The organism is Allobosea sp. 05L423, assembly GCF_056397745.1.
This window is the reverse complement of record NZ_JBFTOA010000014.1, coordinates 1-15,874: the sequence shown is the minus strand read 5'-3', so window position 1 is coordinate 15,874 and position 15,874 is coordinate 1. Positions and strand designations below refer to the sequence as shown.

13 protein-coding genes are annotated in these 15,874 nt (G+C 65.8%); 9 read left to right on the top strand and 4 right to left on the bottom strand.

From position 1 onward, the window contains the following. Positions 1–4: 4 nt before the first annotated feature. The 4 genes from AC1DNE_RS22955 to AC1DNE_RS22940 form a co-directional block, all read right to left on the bottom strand. Entirely contained in the window at positions 5–1,180 is a 1,176-nt protein-coding gene (locus AC1DNE_RS22955) for a polysaccharide pyruvyl transferase family protein (protein ID WP_441469063.1), read from the bottom strand. 24 nt (positions 1,181–1,204) lie between these two features. Then, positions 1,205–3,895, bottom strand: a complete 2,691-nt coding sequence (locus AC1DNE_RS22950) for a glycosyltransferase (RefSeq protein ID WP_441469062.1) — start codon at positions 3,893–3,895, stop codon at positions 1,205–1,207. Next, complete coding sequence (locus tag AC1DNE_RS22945) at positions 3,888–5,396, bottom strand: DUF6212 domain-containing protein (protein ID WP_441469061.1); 1,509 nt, start codon at positions 5,394–5,396, stop codon at positions 3,888–3,890. Before AC1DNE_RS22945 ends, AC1DNE_RS22950 begins: the two co-directional genes overlap by 8 nt. Before the next feature lie 525 nt (positions 5,397–5,921). Then, a complete protein-coding gene (locus AC1DNE_RS22940; RefSeq protein ID WP_476841198.1) occupies positions 5,922–6,590 on the bottom strand; it encodes a GntR family transcriptional regulator in 669 nt (222 codons plus the stop codon). Between the two features lie 318 nt (positions 6,591–6,908). On the opposite strand from AC1DNE_RS22940, the gene AC1DNE_RS22935 reads away from it, so the two are divergent. The 9 genes from AC1DNE_RS22935 (at position 6,909) to AC1DNE_RS22895 (ending at position 15,566) form a co-directional block, all read left to right on the top strand. Beyond that, the gene (locus AC1DNE_RS22935; RefSeq protein ID WP_441469059.1) at positions 6,909–8,441 is read left to right on the top strand and encodes an ABC transporter substrate-binding protein; all 1,533 of its coding nucleotides are present in this window, start codon (positions 6,909–6,911) and stop codon (positions 8,439–8,441) included. Next, positions 8,438–9,394: an ABC transporter permease gene (locus AC1DNE_RS22930; protein ID WP_441469058.1), complete on the top strand. Its 957-nt coding sequence runs from the start codon at positions 8,438–8,440 to the stop codon at positions 9,392–9,394. Before AC1DNE_RS22935 ends, AC1DNE_RS22930 begins: the two co-directional genes overlap by 4 nt. Continuing rightward, positions 9,391–10,209, top strand: a complete 819-nt coding sequence (locus tag AC1DNE_RS22925) for an ABC transporter permease (protein WP_441469057.1) — start codon at positions 9,391–9,393, stop codon at positions 10,207–10,209. Before AC1DNE_RS22930 ends, AC1DNE_RS22925 begins: the two co-directional genes overlap by 4 nt. A 32-nt stretch (positions 10,210–10,241) precedes the next feature. Then, positions 10,242–11,066, top strand: coding sequence for a creatininase family protein (locus AC1DNE_RS22920; protein WP_441469056.1), 825 nt, complete (start codon positions 10,242–10,244; stop codon positions 11,064–11,066). A 73-nt stretch (positions 11,067–11,139) separates the two neighbouring features. Next, complete coding sequence (locus AC1DNE_RS22915) at positions 11,140–12,195, top strand: extracellular solute-binding protein (protein WP_476765259.1); 1,056 nt, start codon at positions 11,140–11,142, stop codon at positions 12,193–12,195. 10 nt (positions 12,196–12,205) lie between these two features. Continuing rightward, a complete protein-coding gene (locus AC1DNE_RS22910) occupies positions 12,206–13,255 on the top strand; it encodes an ABC transporter ATP-binding protein (RefSeq protein ID WP_441469054.1) in 1,050 nt (349 codons plus the stop codon). Next, a complete protein-coding gene (locus AC1DNE_RS22905; protein WP_441469053.1) occupies positions 13,252–14,094 on the top strand; it encodes an ABC transporter permease in 843 nt (280 codons plus the stop codon). Before AC1DNE_RS22910 ends, AC1DNE_RS22905 begins: the two co-directional genes overlap by 4 nt. Then, the gene (locus AC1DNE_RS22900; RefSeq protein WP_441469052.1) at positions 14,091–14,879 is read left to right on the top strand and encodes an ABC transporter permease; all 789 of its coding nucleotides are present in this window, start codon (positions 14,091–14,093) and stop codon (positions 14,877–14,879) included. The genes AC1DNE_RS22905 and AC1DNE_RS22900 overlap by 4 nt, the downstream gene beginning before the upstream one ends. Positions 14,880–14,888: 9 nt before the next feature. Continuing rightward, positions 14,889–15,566, top strand: coding sequence for an RraA family protein (locus AC1DNE_RS22895; RefSeq protein ID WP_441469051.1), 678 nt, complete (start codon positions 14,889–14,891; stop codon positions 15,564–15,566). Positions 15,567–15,874: the final 308 nt, after the last annotated feature.

Below are 15,874 nucleotides of genomic sequence, written 5' to 3'. Positions count from 1 at the left end.
GGCATCAGGCGATGCCGATCTCGTTCAAGACCGAGCGGAAATTGTGCTCACGCTCGGAATAGGTCTCGATGACCTGCGGAATGTTCATCGCGGCGAGGTGATCGGCGACGAAGGCCGCGCGATCATTGGCGTTGTTGAAATCGGCGGCTTCGAGCTTGGGCAGCCCGGAAAAGTTCAGCATCTCGCGCATGCGGTCGTCGACCGCCACGATCAGGCTGGGAACGCCGGCCTGCAGCGCGATGACGTTGCCGTGGAAGCGCCGGCCGAAGGCGAAGTCCATCGACGAGGTCCAGGCCCGCCATTGGTTGGTGTCGAAGAAGGCATGGACGTTGATCTTCTTCTTCAGCTCGTCCGAGCCCTTGAAGGTCAGGTCCCCGATCACTCCGCCCGAGGCGGAATCGTAGACGCGGCCATCCGCATCCGGCTCGACCTGAATATCGAAATGCAGCAGCTCGTCTTGCACCACATAGGATGAGCGCCCGTCGTTCGAAGACAGCGCGTTCATGTCACCGATCGTGTTGAGCTCGGCGCCCATATATCCGGTGAAGACCGTGCGGCATTCGCCGACCTTCACCTCCGGCAGCCGGCGCAGCGCACGCCGTACATTGGCCGGCATGAAATAGAGCGAGGGACAGCCGACCGGCCTGACGAAGGAAAAGCCCTGGTCCTTGAGGAAGGCAGCGGTCTCCTCGCCGCGCGTCAGGAAATAGTGCTCCCTTTCCTTCAGGACTTTCAGCAGGCGCTGCGTCCCCTCGGGCAAGGACTGTTCGAGATCGGGCCGGTTCTGGATTCCGATGCCGAGCATCACGACCGGCATGTCGAGCTTCGAGAGCACGAGCGCCTCGGCATCGGCCGAAAGGCCCTTGCGCAGCAGGTTGGCGCAGGTGAAGACGCAGATATCGAAGCGATCGTTGATCGTGTCGAGGCCGGTGCCGTTATTGACGGCGTTCCACAGATGCCAGAACGGGATATGCGTCGCGTTCGGCGACAGCGCCCGCAGCGCGCCTTCGCCGATCAGGTAGTTCCCGGTATTGCTGATGTTTTTGAGCTCGCGGAGGAAGGCCTCCTTGCTCTCGGGCTGCGGCTGCTTCTCCGAATAGAAGACTTGGGCGCCTTCTGCCTTCTGAATGTGGCGGGTGAGATGGCTCGGTATGCCGGTGACAAGGATTCTGGGGGGCATGGCTTCAGGATCTTCCGTTGATCGTCACGCGACGGCACGGGCGGAGAGAGCGGCCTCCGCCATGGACACGTCACCAGTGGGCTCGCCCGAAGCGGTGTTGCGCCGGACGGGGGCCGCGGGTTCGATAGCGTCGCTCCAGGCGATGAAATCGGCGAAGGACGCGCTCCAGGAGCGTTGCGCCGCCGTCGCGAGCGCGCCTTCGGCCAAGCGGCCAAGCGTTGCGCGGTCCCGCGCGAGTATGGCGATCGTCCGGGCCATCTCGACCACGATCTGGGCGTCGGCCGCGTTCGCGATCAGCACGCCGTCCTGGCCGTCGACGACCAATTCCTCGACTGCGCCGACTGCGGTCGCCATCGGGACGCAGCCGAGCTGCTGCGCCTCTGCGATCATCAGCGGAGCCCCCTCCCAGCGCGACGGCATCACCAGTATGTCGGCCCAAGCCAGATGAGCCGCGATATCCTTGGCGGCGAAGACCGGCGGTGCGACCTCGACGTCGATATCGCGCAAGCGCGTCATCCAGGACGAGCTAGGGTCGTCGGAGAGGATCTCGCCGCCGACGGCCCGGGCCTCGAAGGCGATATCCCGCTCCTTGAGCCGGACGAGCGTGCCGTGCAGCCGGTCGATGCCCTTCTGCCGATCGAGCCGGCCCATATAGAGCAGGCGGAGCGGATCGCTTCCGCGCCCGGCTTTGCGCGCCTCGGTCACCTGAGCCCGCAGCTTTGCGTCGATGGAGAAGCTTGCCGCATTCGGCACGGCGAAGATCTTGCCGAAGGGGACGCCGAAACTGTGCAGATAGCTCTTCAATTGTTCCGAGCAGGTCAGGAAGGCGTCGTAAGCATGCTCGAAGGCGATGGCTGCATAGGGCTGCCCGGCCGGGCGCCTGAGCGCCGTCTCATCGACGACATGGAGATAGCAGGCCGTGCGGGTTCCGGCAGAGCGGAACTGCGCCATCAGCGGATGGGCCGCCATAACATGGTTGTTGACGATCAGGTCGAAGCCCGAGAGCAGCCCCTTCAACCCGGCCCAGTCGAGGGCGTGCTCGTCGGTGATGAAATCCTGACCGAGGAAATGGCCGCTCGCGCCCCAGGCCGGCACGCCGTCCTTCCAGAAATGGAGATGGTCGAACGCTTGGTCGAACTCGTCGAGCACCTCCATCCGCCCGGAGCCGAGCACGAAAAGATGGGTCTCGAAGCCGTTCTGCCTAAGTTCCCGTCCGGCCGCATAGGCGACCTTTTCGGCTCCGCCGAACGAGGCGTTCGGCACCAGCACGGCTGCCGTCCGACGCGCTGCCGCATGGTGCGCCAGCGGCAGCACGGGGGAGCCGCCGAGCTCGGTTCTGAGCAGCTTGTAAAGCTCGGACAGGGCAGGCAGCCGGCGGGGGCGCCATGTCCAGCGCGTCGACGCTGTCTGCCGCAGCGGGCTTGTCGTGAGCGCGCTGACGAGATTGAGCAGCGCCTGCTCGGGCCGGATCAGCGAGCGGCGCTGCCGCGCCTTGGGGAAGGGGAAGCTGACTTTGAGGCGTGCCGATGTCGGCCACGCCTGTTCGCGGCCAATCGATGAGAACCAATCGAGCGCGTCGTCGTTGATGACGCTCCTGATCAGATCGGTCGAGACGAAGGTCAGATCCGCTGCGCCGCGCTGAGCGCCGGACGGGAGGATTTCCCACTCGATGCTCCGCTGCGAAGCGACGTTGCAGAGCTCCACGAAGACGACATTGCACCGTTCGGCAAACGTCTCGAGATGGCAGAGAACGTTCGGCAGGAGCCGCGAACGGGCGAGGAGCTTGAGCGTCTCGCTGCTGCTGGCGGCGATGAAGGGCGGGAAATGGACATTGTCGGGCTCGCCGGCATTGCCCCAGAAGGCCCGCACCGCTTCGTCGAAGCCCATCTGCCCGGGTGGCAGCGTCGGATCCGTGAAGACGTCGAGCATACCCTCGCCGCTGCGGATCAGAGCATAGCGCGGCGCTTCCTCATGCTCGAAGCCGACCAGGGTTGGCCGGCGGAACAGCGCCTTGTGCCGCCGGCGGAGGAAACTCATCGAGGCCGAGCGGTCGCGGTTCGCCTCCTTGAAGCGGCTTTCCGCGCGCAGGCGGTATTCGAACGCGGTGTCATGGCAAGGCTCGCCAACGAAGCCTCCTTCGACGGCCGAAAGCCAGAACTCCCAATCCTCGAAGCCGTTCTGGCGATCTTCTTCGAAGCGGACACCGCTGCTGAAGACGTCGATCGAGATCATCGAGCCGGTGTCGCAGATATTGTCGCTGATGCAGTGAATCAGGCGCGAATAACTGTCACCGTAATGCGCCCGCCAATTGACCGAGAACGTATCGATATTCGTGTAGACCCAGCCAGCCTTGCTTGCCCTCAGCCGGCGATAGAGGGTTTCGACCGTGTTCGGCAGGACGCGATTATCGGCGTCGAGAAAATAGACCGCCTTGGTCTCCGGCAACTCTTCGAGGATGTAGTCGATCGCACGATTGCGGGCGCCGCCCGGGCCGGCATTCTCGCCGAAGATCACATGGACCTCCGGATGCGCCGCGGCATGGAGGGTGAGCTGGTCGAACACCTCATGCTGCGGGTCGCCATCGACCGAAACCACGATTGCGAGGCGGCAGTCCGTTACCGAAGCTAAGGCGGATTCCAACGCCTCGATCACGAGCGCAGCATGGCCGTAGAGCGGCACGGCGATGGCGACCAGATCCTGAGGCTCGTCACGCATTGGCGACCTCCCGGGCCGGGCTGTTCTCCAGATACTTTACCAGTCGGAAATTGAAGACCTTGAGCCAGGCGAAATCGACCGAATTGGTTGCAGCCTTGCTCAGGACGACCAGGTCCATCGTGCGCGGCGCCGGCGCTTCCAGCATGAAGTTGATGTCTACCGGCTGCGCGGCCGTGATTTCCATCCATCCGCTGAAGAACGCCGTGGGCGGCAATGCGCGGCCATCGGCGAGAGCCGCGATTTCCTTTCGGATATTCGCCGACAAGGGGACGAGCATCAGCCCGACCGTGGCGGGCTTGCCTTCGGGATGATCGATCACGGCGCGCGCCGAGATGCGCGCCGTGCCCGGCGCTACGACGCGACGAACGGCGCCGGCCGTGATGCCCTCGCTGAGCGGATGGCAGCCGATCGCATCCTCGAGCTCGAGAAAGCGCACAGTCTGAAAGCTCGGCTCGATCGGGCTCGCCGAGACATTGGTGACGGCGCGCAGCAACTCGACCGGGAGTCGATAGTCCTCGACCTTCCGCCCGGAGATCACCGTGGACGGCGCGAAGACATTCGGCAGGGCGGTGGGACGGACGCCCGGGAGCCCGGTGAAAATCCGCAGGGCGAGAGGGCGCATGTCGAGGTCGGCATGCGGCGCCCGCGCCTGGGCGGCGTAGCGCTCGTTGGTGATGACGTGGCCGAGAGAGAGTTCGGGCGGCAGCCCGCCGCTGGCAGAGATTCTGAGCCGCAGCGTGCGGGGGCTGCCGTCACACGCCTTGGGCAAGGAGAAGAAGTTCCAGCCCTGCGTGACACTGGCATAAGGAATGAACCATTCCGCGATCCCCTCGCTGCTCTCCACGTAATCGAGGGTTACGATGAGCCGGCCGGTCTTGTCCGTCGGGACTTCACGAAAATGCAGAGCGAAGCCGGATACCGCATAGCTCGAAATCGGGAAGAGCTGCACGATCTCTGATTCGCACAGCAAGGCTGCGAGCCCCTGGTCCTTGGCGTCGATGTACGGTCCGTGGCCGAACACCTCCGAGACCGTGTCCCAATTGCGGACATGAAACGCGTTCTCGAGAGCGCGATAATTTTCGAAGAGCGCCTCCCGCTCCCGCCGTAGCGCCGCGAGCTCGGTGTTGGCGCTCGCCATATGGCGCGACAGGCGCCCGAGGCCGCCTTCGAGCACCTGCACCACGAGCTCCGCGTCCGACGCGAGCGCTGCTTCCTGCAACCGGACGACGGGGACATCGGGCAGGGAACCCACTTTGCGAAGCCGCTTGAGCGCGGCCCGCAGTGCGTTGTTCCCAGCATCGGAAATCGCGACGCCGATGAGCGGAAACGTGCCCCGCAGCTCTTCGGCGTCAGACTCCGGATCGACAAACACGAGAAGATCGCGGAGCGGAGAGGCTGCGAGAGCATCCTGGTCGCTGATCGCGGCAATCACATAGCGATTGCGACGCGGAAGTCGATGAATGGTCGCAGACAATGACTCGTTCAAGATAGCGCCCACCATGCGTCAGAAAATCGCAAACTCAGCTTTTCTTGCATCGCAATATTCTGAGTACAGATTATCTCATGTCAACATTATAATTATGGCATTTTCGCGCAGTTCCTGAAATCACGAAAGTATTTGAAAAGAAAATGGTTTGAAAATGAAAACATATCTGAATTAAGGTGCGTTTTATCTTCATATAATTGTTGCATGGAATGCGTAAGCGATATGCTCGGCAGCGACCGCAGTGCGGCTTGGCGGCGTGCCCGTGATTGCCAGTGGCGAAGGTGCCATCCGGGAATTGCTGTGCTGGCAGCGTTCCGTCCTCGAGCGTCGGGATCACGTTGCAGAGCCGTGCGTGCTTGCCGCGAATGTAGTCGAGGATCAGGGGCCGCGCGCTCGGCGCAGCGGCGTCATCACCCGGCCGGTGACGCAGTCGGCGCGGATGTAGCGAGGCGACCCGCGCCGAGCTGTCCCGCAGCAGACGATTACGGGTGGCCCCCGCTCTCCGGCCGCACCCGGATGGTGCGCCGGAGGGGGGGCGGCTCAATCCGGCAGGCGCGAGATCACGCCGACGATCGGCCGCAAATGCTGCTCCAGAATGGCGAGGGCCTTCTCCTCGTCCCATTCGGCCAGCGCCGCGATGAGGGCGTGATGTTCCTTGCTGATGCGCGCGATGCGGCTGGGGTCGGTATGGATCGCGGTCATCGCGACGCGCTGCTGGCGTGCGCCCAGCGACTGATAGAGTTCAGAGAGCACGATGTTGCCGACGGCGGCGACCATGATGAAATGGAACTGGCGGTTCAGCTCGACCCGATTGAAATAATCGTCCTGCGGCATGCGTTCGAGTTCGTCGAGAATGGCCTGCATGTCGGCAGGCAATGGAATCTCCTCCCGGCAGATGCGGCTGATCGCGTGTCCTTCGATCATGCGCCGGGCTTCGTAGAGATCGAGCAGTTCCTGCGCCGTCACCTGCCGGACGAGCGCGCCGCGGCGCGGGAGCAGGTCGATGAATCTCTCGGCTTCGAGACGATGGAAGGCTTCGCGGACCGGCGTACGCGAAACGCCGAGCGCCGAGGAGATCTCCTCCTCCTCGACAAAGGAGGCGCCGGGGAAGCGGCCGCGCAGGATCTGCTCCCGCACATAGAGATAGACCCGCTCGCGGGTCGGCTTGCTGCGCGCGGCAGTCGTTTCATCTGGCTCGATCATCTTCATCGTCGGTGCCCTCATTCTGTGCAGCATAGGGCAGGTCGGCAGTAGACAGCAAAAAATCCGCCACGTATACATGACGCATCAAGAGCATGGATCGAGCGACCAAGCGCCGAAGCCGTGCCGGGGAACCTTATGACCGCGCTGCCTCTCACGATGCTGCAAAGCCGGATTCCGGATCGAGATTTCGGCCTCGTCCGGCCTGCCGGGAACGCTGGCGCGGCAATTGCTCGTGCCCGAGCGGTTCCGCCACTCGTCCCCTTTCCAGGTCACGAGCCGGGATAGTCCGGCGGGCCATTGGACATAGCAGCAGAGGATCAGCCGATGACCATCTCTCGCCGTTCCGTCCTTGGTGGTGGCCTTGCTGTTCCACTCCTGGCCTCGCCCTTCCTGAGCAGTCCTGCACGCGCCCAGCGCTCCTCCGGCATCATTCGCTACGGGCTCTCCGCCTTCCCGCCCAATCTGCAGCCATGGGTTTCGACCGGTGCCTCGGCGGGCACTGTGAAGATGCTGATCCACCGCAGCCTCGTCTCTTATGACCCCAAGGGCGAGCTCCGCGGCGAGCTGGCGGAATCCTGGTCGCGCGATGCGGAAGGCGCCTGGGTCTTCAAGCTGCGCAAGGGCTGCGTCTTCCACAACGGCGAGCCGGTCACGGCCGACGACGTGAAGTGGTCGATCGAGCAGATCGCCGGCGAGAAATCGACCGCCTATATGCGGGCGCAGTTCCAGCTGGTCGAGCGGATCGAGATTCCGGATCCGCAGACGATCCGCCTCGTCACCAAAGGGCCGCAGGCGACGCTGCCGAGCTGGTTTGCCAACTACAACACCTTCGTGATCTGGCGGAAGTCGAGCCCGAACGAGCCGATCGGTGCCGGCCCCTACCGCCTCGTCGGGCAGGAGCGCGGCACTTCGCTCGAGCTCGCCGCCTTCGACAAGTTCTACAAGCCGGGCATCCCGAAGCTCAAGAGCATCAAGTTCGTCGTCTACGCCGACGAGAACCTGCGCAATGCGGCGCTGATCTCGGGCGATGTCGACATGATCGAGTATGTGCCCTGGCAGTCGATGGCGGCGGTCGAAGCCGATCCGCGGCTCAAGCTCGACAATCAGGAAGGGCCGTTCATGGACGTGCTGTTCAACGGCACGAAGCCGCCCTTCAACGACCCGCGCGTGCGCCGGGCCGTGGCCCATGCGGTGAAGCGCGAGGACATCGTCAAGGTCGCCTTCTTCGGCCGCGGCAAGCCGCTCGAGGGGCTGCCGATCGCCGAGGGCACGCCCTGGTACGACAAGGAGCTGGCGCATGGCTGGAACTACGATCCGGCGCGCGCCAAGGCCCTGCTGGCCGAGGCGGGCTTCGCCAACGGCTTCCAGACGACGCTCCTCGCCACGGCTCAGTTCGGCATGCACAAGGATACTGCCGAGATCGTCCAGCAATATCTCGCGGCGATCGGGATCCAGGCGGAGCTGCAGTTGCCGGACTGGTCGACGCGGGTGAGCCGCGGCTCGCGCGGGCAGTACGACATGGCGATCCATGGCGTCTCCTCCGACAACAACGACCCGGATGGGCTGACCGTCGTGCTCGATACCTCGCTCTCGCCCTCGCATGGCCGCTCCTTCAAGGTGGACGCGCCGCGCACGATCGCTGCGCTCGCCGCGGGGCGGGCTGAGTTCGACCAGGCTAAGCGCATCGACATCTACAAGGAGATGCAGCGCGCCGCATTGGAGGAGGTGCCGCTGGTCGGCCTCGCCTGGCGGCAGCAGGGCTACGGGATGGACAAGAGCGTGCAGGGGTTCACCAACCTGCCCGGCGCGCTCTCCAACTCCTCCGGCAACATGCTCGAGGAGACCTATTTCGGATGAGCGCGGCCTGGCTCGGACGGCGATTGATCCTGACCTTGCTGACGGCCTGGCTGGTGGCGACGATCGTCTTCCTGGCGCTTCACATGGTGCCGGGCGATCCGGCGGAGCTTCTGCTGTCGACGGCCGGCGTCGTGCCTGATCCGGCTTCGGTGGCGGAGCTGCGCGAGAAGCTCGGGCTCGATCGGCCCCTGCTGGCGCAATACGGCCATTTCCTCGGCGGCCTGGCGCGCGGCGATCTCGGCGCCTCGCTGGTCGACGACTATCCGGTGGTGCAGGAAATCGCGCTCAGGCTGCCGCGCACATTGGAGTTGATCCTGGCAGGAGCACTGATCGCGGTCGTGATCGGAGTTCCCGCGGGGGTCTACGCCGCGGTTCATCGCGGCGGAGCGTTCGATCGCATCGCCTCCTGGATGACGGCGCTGCTCCTGGCGGTGCCGGTCTTCGTCGTCGGCACGCTGCTGGTGCTCGTGCTGGCGCAGATGCTGCGGCTGATGCCGGCGGGCGGCTACGTGCCCTTCGCGCAGGACCCGGCGCAGCATCTCAAGCTCCTCACCCTGCCGGCGATCGCCATCGCCAAGGGGCTCGCCGCCGTCCTGTTCCGGATGACGCGGGCGGCGACGCTCGATGCGCTCGCCCATGACTATGTCCGCACAGCCCGCGCCAAGGGCCTGTCGCCGCGGCGGGTGCTGGTCGTGCATGTGCTGCGCAACGCGCTGAACCCGGTCGTCACCGTGCTGGGCCTGCAGATGGGCACGCTGCTCGGCGGCACCGTGCTCGTCGAATACGTCTTCAACTGGCCCGGGCTGTCGACGCCGCTGCTGCGGGCCGTCGAAGGACGCGATTACCCGATGGTCGTCGGCATCATCCTGACGATTTCGGTGCTGTTTCTGCTGATCAACCTCCTCGTCGAGCTGCTGCATGCGGCGATCGATCCGCGGGTGCAGGCGGCATGAGACGGCGTGGCCTGACAAAGCTGGCTCTGCCGGGTGGCTGCGTCGCGCTGATCGTCCTGATCGCGCTTGCCGCGCCGCTGCTGCCGCTGCCCGATCCGATCCGACAGGACGTCGCGAACCGGCTGGCTGGACCGATGACCGGATCCTGGCTCGGCCGCGACGAGTTCGGCCGCGACGTGCTCTCGCGGCTGATCTGGGGTGCGCGCACCAGCCTTTCCGTCGCCTTCGCCTCGGCGCTGGCAGCCGGGCTCGTCGGCATCACGCTGGGGCTGATCGGCGGATGGGCGAGGAGCTGGGGGGCGTTCCTGACGGTGCGCAGCGTCGAGATCATCATGTGCTTTCCGCCGGTGCTGCTGGCGCTGCTGGTCGTGACGCTGCTCGGCCCGGGAGCCGCGACGCTGATCCTGGTCCTGTCGGTGCTCTATCTGCCCGGCTTTGCGCGCGTGACCTATGCCGAGGTGCTGGCGGTGAAGGGGCGCGACTATGTCGAGGCGACGCGGGCGCTCGGCGCCAGCTCCACGCATCTGCTGTTCCGAACCGTGCTGCCCAACATCGCGGGGCCGTTGCTCGTGCAGTTCTCGCTCGCCGTCGCGGCCGCGGTGGTGATCGAGAGCGGCCTTTCGTTTCTCGGGCTCGGCGTCGTACCGCCCGCGCCGTCCTGGGGGCTGATGATCCGCGGGGCGCGCTCGACGATGGAGCAGGCCCCGCTGCTGCTGCTCTGGCCCTGCGCCGTGCTGACGCTGACCATCCTCGCGATGAACCTGCTCTGCGACGCGCTGCGCGACATCCTCGATCCGCGCACGGCGGAACGCTGAACACCAACCGAATTCAAGAGAAGGACCTCGCCATGGCCGCCAAGACCGAACCTCTCGTCCATATGGGCACCATCACCGGCGGGGAGGCGCGTGAGCTGCTCAAGTCCAACCCGGTGATCCTGCTGCCGATGGGCAGCCATGAGGACCAGGGGCCCCACGCCCCGATGGGCGACTATCTGCTCGCCGAGAAGATCGCGGAGCTCGCCGCGCTCCAGGCGAGCAAGGCCGGTGTCCGGACGCTTGTCGCCCCGGTGCTGCCCTATGGCGGCGCCGACTGGTTCGGGCCGATGATCGGCGGCATCGCGATCTCGCAGGCGACGCTGACGGCGGTGATCGCCGAGATGGTCGACTCGCTGCATCGCAACGGCCTGACACGGATCATCGTCATCAACGGCCATGGCGGCAATGTCGGGCCGATCTCGGAGGTCGCGCGCGAACTCTACCAGCGCGAGCGCATCGTGCTGCCGAGCCTCTATCTCTGGCGTATCGCCTACGGCATGCTGCCGGGCATCGTCGGCGCCGAGATGTCGGCGAAGGTCTCCGGCCATGGCGCCGATCCGCTGACCAGTCTCGGCCTGCATCTCTTCCCGGAACTGATGCGTCCCGACTTCGTGCCGGCTGGCAAGGCGCTGAAGCGCGATCCCGTGCTCGATCTGCCCTTCACCGGGCTCGGCACCGCCAGCTTTGAAGGGGCCGAGGTCGGAGTGCCGCACGAATACGACGAGGTCTATCATGACGGCGTCGGCAAGGGCGATCCGAAGCTGTGCTCGCCCGAGACCGGAGCCAAGCTCGCCGAAAAGCTGAGCGAGATCGTCTCCCGCTTCGTCGCCCATTTCGCCGCCAAGGTTCCGGCCTGAGCGGCGGCACGCCCACCACCGCAGCCCGCTGCTCCGGCGCTCGGCCGGGGCGGCGCTCCAGCAGGAGGTTCTGATGATCACCCGCCGTCTCGTCGTCCAATCCGGCCTCGCCACCATCGCAGCGCCTGCCATCCCGAGGGCGCAGACGCTGTCGGGGCAGATCACGTTGATGTCCTATTCCGGCATCTTCCAGGACAACTATACCAAGGCGGTGATCGAGCCGTTTCTGCAAGCGCATCCCGGCGTCAAGGTGAACTACGTGCCCGGGGGCACCTCGGCCCAGATGGTCGGCAGCGTGCGGGCGCAGAAGGCCGATCCGCAGACCGACGTGGCGATCATGGACGTCACCACCTCCAGCATCGGCAACATCGAGGGGCTGTTCGAGAAGCTGACCCCCGCCGAGTTCCCGGTACTCAACGAGCTGTTGCCGGAGGCCCGCGCCGCCGGCGGCGAGTACGGCCCTGCCGTCACCTTCGACCACCTCGTCATCGTGCAGGATGCAGCCTTGAAGCCGCAGCTCGCCAAGCTCGCCGATCTCTGGCGCCCTGATCTCAAGGGCCAGATCGCGCTCGCCGCGCCGCCGAACATCCAGGGGCTGGCGCTGACGGCGATGACCGAGAAGATGGAAGGCGGCGACTATCGCAAATCCATCGATGCCGCGATGAAGAAGCTCAAGGAGCTCGCACCGGGCGTGAGCACCTTCGATCCCAATCCCGACGGCTATTCGCTGATCCTCAACGGCGTGGCGAAGGTGGCGACCGGATGGAATGCCCGCGCCCAGCTCTATTCCGACCAGACCGGCGGCAAGATCAACGCATTGCTCCCGCCGGAAGGCTCGGTCTTCCAGGTCAACACGATCAACCTGACCGCCGGCTCGAAGAACAGGGCGGCAGCCGCAGCCTTCGTGGCGCATGCCCTGTCGCAGGCCGCGCAGAAGGCGTTCACCGAGCGGATGTTCTATGCGCCGACCAACGGCAAGGCCGAGATCGAAGCCAAGGCCCTGGCACGCACGGCCGCCTCGCCGGAAAATCGCGCGCGCATGATCCCGGTCGACTGGAACGAGATCCTGAAGCTGCGCGACCAGTGGAACAATCGCTGGCGGCGCGAGGTCATCGCGGCGGCGCGCTGAGCGGTTTGCGATGAGCTATCTCGAACTCTCCCGCCTGCAGAAGCGCTACGGCAACTCCGTCGCCGTGGACGACGTGTCGCTGTCGGTGGAGCAGGGCGAGTCCGTCGCGCTGCTCGGGCCCTCCGGTTGCGGCAAGACGACCACCTTGCGCATGCTCGCCGGCCTCGTCGCGCCCGATCAGGGCGCGATCTCGCTCGACAGCACCGAGATTACCCGGTTGCCGCCGCACCGGCGCAACATGGGTTATGTCTTCCAGTCCTATGCGCTGTTCCCGCATCTGTCGGTGGCCCGCAACATCGCCTTCGGGCTGGAGGAGCGGGGCGTTGCCAAGCCGGAGATCGTCAGGCGTGTCGACGAGGCGCTGGCGCTCGTCAGGCTTGCCGGGCTCGGCCAGCGCCGTCCCAAGGAACTGTCGGGCGGCCAGCAGCAGCGTGTCGCGCTGGCGCGGGCGCTGGTGATCCGGCCTTCCGTCCTCCTGCTCGACGAATCCCTGTCCAATCTCGACGCCAAGCTGCGCGACGCGATGCGGCACGAGATCCGCTCGATCCAGCGCTCGCTCGGCATCACCACGCTGTTCGTCACGCATGATCAGGTCGAGGCGCTGACGATGTGCGACCGCATCGCCGTGATGCATCGCGGCCGCATCGCGCAGATCGGCAGCGCCGAGGATATCTACGAGCGGCCTGCGACGCGCTTCGTCGCGGAATTCGTCGGGCGCGCCAACGTGCTGCCGATCCAGCGCGACGCGCAGGGGCGGGCAACCGTATGGGGACAGGCCGTGCCGGTGGAAGCGGCTGAAAATGCCGATCTCTTCGTCAGGCCACAGCGCATGCGGATCGCGCCGGCTTCCGAGCCCGGCGGGGAAGGCATGGCGCGATTGACCGGGCGCGTGCTTCGCAGCGTCTATGTGGGCGACCATGTCGAGGTGCTTGTCGAAGGTGGTGGCGGCCAACTTACGGTCGAGATGCCGTCTGGAACCGCGGCTCCCACCGAAGGCGCCGCGGTGGCGGTCGTCTGGCCGCGCAGAGAGAGCCGCATCTTCGCCTGCGAGGCATCATGACAGCCTCGCGGCGCCTGCCGCTGCTCCTGATCCCTGCGACACTGTTCGTTCTCGTCATCTATGTCTGGCCATCGCTCGGGCTGTTCCGCAACGCCTTCAACGAGGTCGGGCCGACCGGCGCAATGGTCGAGGCCTGGTCGCTGGAAACCTGGCGCGCAACCTTCCATGACAGCTTCACCTTCGAACTGACGCTGAATTCGCTCTGGCTCTCGGCGGTGTCGACGCTGATCGCGTTGTGCCTCGCCTATCCCGTTTCGCTCTTCCTGTTCAGGACGGACTCTCGCTTTCGCGGCCTGCTGGCGGTCGTCGCGATCATGCCCATGCTGGTCTCCGGCGTGGTGCGCGTCTTCGGCTGGCTCGCCATTCTCGGCGATCGCGGGCTGGTCAACACCACGCTGCAATCGCTGGGGCTGATCGCGACGCCGCTGAAGCTCGTATTCAACTGGACCGGCGTCACCATCGGCCTCGCCGAAAGCATCATGCCCTATATGATCCTGGCGCTGCTCGCCGGCTTTGGCCGGCTCGACCGCACGCTGGAGGAAGCCGCGCGCTCGCTCGGCGCCTCGCCGTTCCGCACCTTCTGGCGCGTCACCCTGCCGCTCAGCCTGCCGGCGATCGCGCTCGCGGCGGGGCTTGGTTTCGTGCTGTCGATGTCGGCCTACATCACGCCCAAGCTGCTCGGCGGCGGGCGGGTCTTCGTGCTGGCGACCGAGATTTTCGAGCAGGCGACGACCAACACCAATTGGCCGGTCGCGGCAGTTCTGGCGATCTACACGCTCGTCCTGCTGCTCGCCCTGCTCGTTGTGTCCAACCTGGTGGCGCGGAGGCTGCAGCGATGACCGGGGCAGGGCGCGTTCTCTCCGGCTTCGCGGCGCTGGTCTATGTGCTGATCCTGTCGCCGATCGTCGTCGTCGTCATGCTGTCCTTCTCGGCGGACAATTTCATCCTGTTTCCGCCTTCCGGCTATTCGCTGCGCTGGTACCAGCAGCTCGCCGGCAACGGGCCGCTGCTTGCGGCGCTCTGGCTGAGCGTGCGGATCGCCGCGGTCGTGGCGCTGCTCTCGCTCGCGATCGGTGTGCCGGCGGCGCTCGCCCTCGCGAAAGGACGCTTCGCCGGCAAGGACGCGCTGACCGGCTTTTTCCTGGCGCCGCTCCTGCTGCCGACGCTGATCACTGGCCTTGCGCTGCTGCTGTTCTTCTCGCCCCTCAAGCTGACGGCGACGCTGCCTGGCCTCGTCCTCGGCCACATGACGGTGACGGTGCCCTTTGTGATCCGCATGATGACGACCGCGCTCGCCAACCTGCCTGATGATATCGAGGCGGCGGCTGCTACGCTCGGAGCTTCGCCCTTGCGCGTCGTACGCCGGGTGACGTTGCCGCTGGCAACGCCCGGGCTGATCGCCTGCGCTTGCCTGTCCTTCCTGCTGTCCTTCGACGAGACGGTGATCTCGCTCTTCATCGCAGGGCCGCGCGCCTCGACGCTGCCGGTCGAGATGGTCCGCTATGTCGAAGGCCGTACCGATCCGCTGATCGCGGCTCTGTCCGTCGTTCTCATCGTCGCCACGCTCGCCGTCGTCCTCGTGGTCGAACGCCTCGTCGGCGTCGCCCGCGCCGTCGGAAAATAGGAGAGATCCATGCCAGACTACCGCATCGAACCCATGCCCGAGCAATTGCCGGCGGCGCTCGTCGAAAAGCTGCAGAAGGTCGAGACCGCGACCATCGGCCATTCGCAGCATTGGGGTTTCATGGATCGTGGCATCCAGCCGCTGCTGCGCGGCAAGCGCATCGCCGCCGCCGCCGTGACACTGGCGATTCCGGGACAGGATTCGACCCTGCTGCACCACGCGCTCGGCCTGTTGCGCCCCGGAGACATCCTCGTCGTCGACCGGCTCGGCGACGACAAGCATGCCTGCTGGGGCGGCGGCGTCACCGTCGCGGCCAAGGCGGCCGGCGCGGTCGGCGGGATCGTCGACGGTCCCTGCACCGATCTCGCCGAGCTCGAGGATTCCGATTTTCCGATGTGGTGCCGCGGCATGTCGCCGATCACCACGAGGCTCTACAACCTCGGTGGCACACTCAACCTGCCGATTTCCTGCGGCAACGTGCCGGTCAAGGCGGGTGACGTCATCCTCGCCGACGAATCCGGAGTACTGGTGCTGCCGCGGGCCGAAGCCGAGGCGATCGCCGACGCGGCCATCGCGCGGCAGGAGCGTGGTGAACGCAACCAGGAGCGCGTGAAGGCCGGCGAGAAGCTCGGAGACATCTCCGGCGCGACCAAGATGGTCCTCGACGCGCTGGCGCAGAAGGGCTGATGTCCGGCGCGGGAGCGCGCCGATATCCCCTGTCCTGCCCCGGCGTCGCCGTTCCGGGGCAGGGGGCGACCGTTGCCCCAAGCCCCGGCACTGCCCCTTTCCTCATCTGACTTGAGCATTCGACTGGACCTTTCCATGCCCGAGACCATCGTCCTCCTCGACATGACCAGCCCCGAGCGGGCCGACCGGCTGCGTGCGCTGCTGCCTGATGGCTTTGTGCTGACGCATGGGACCGCGCGCGGCGACGAGCACATGAAGGAGATCATCGCGGAGGCCGACTACGCGATCTCCGGGCAGGTCGGCGTTTC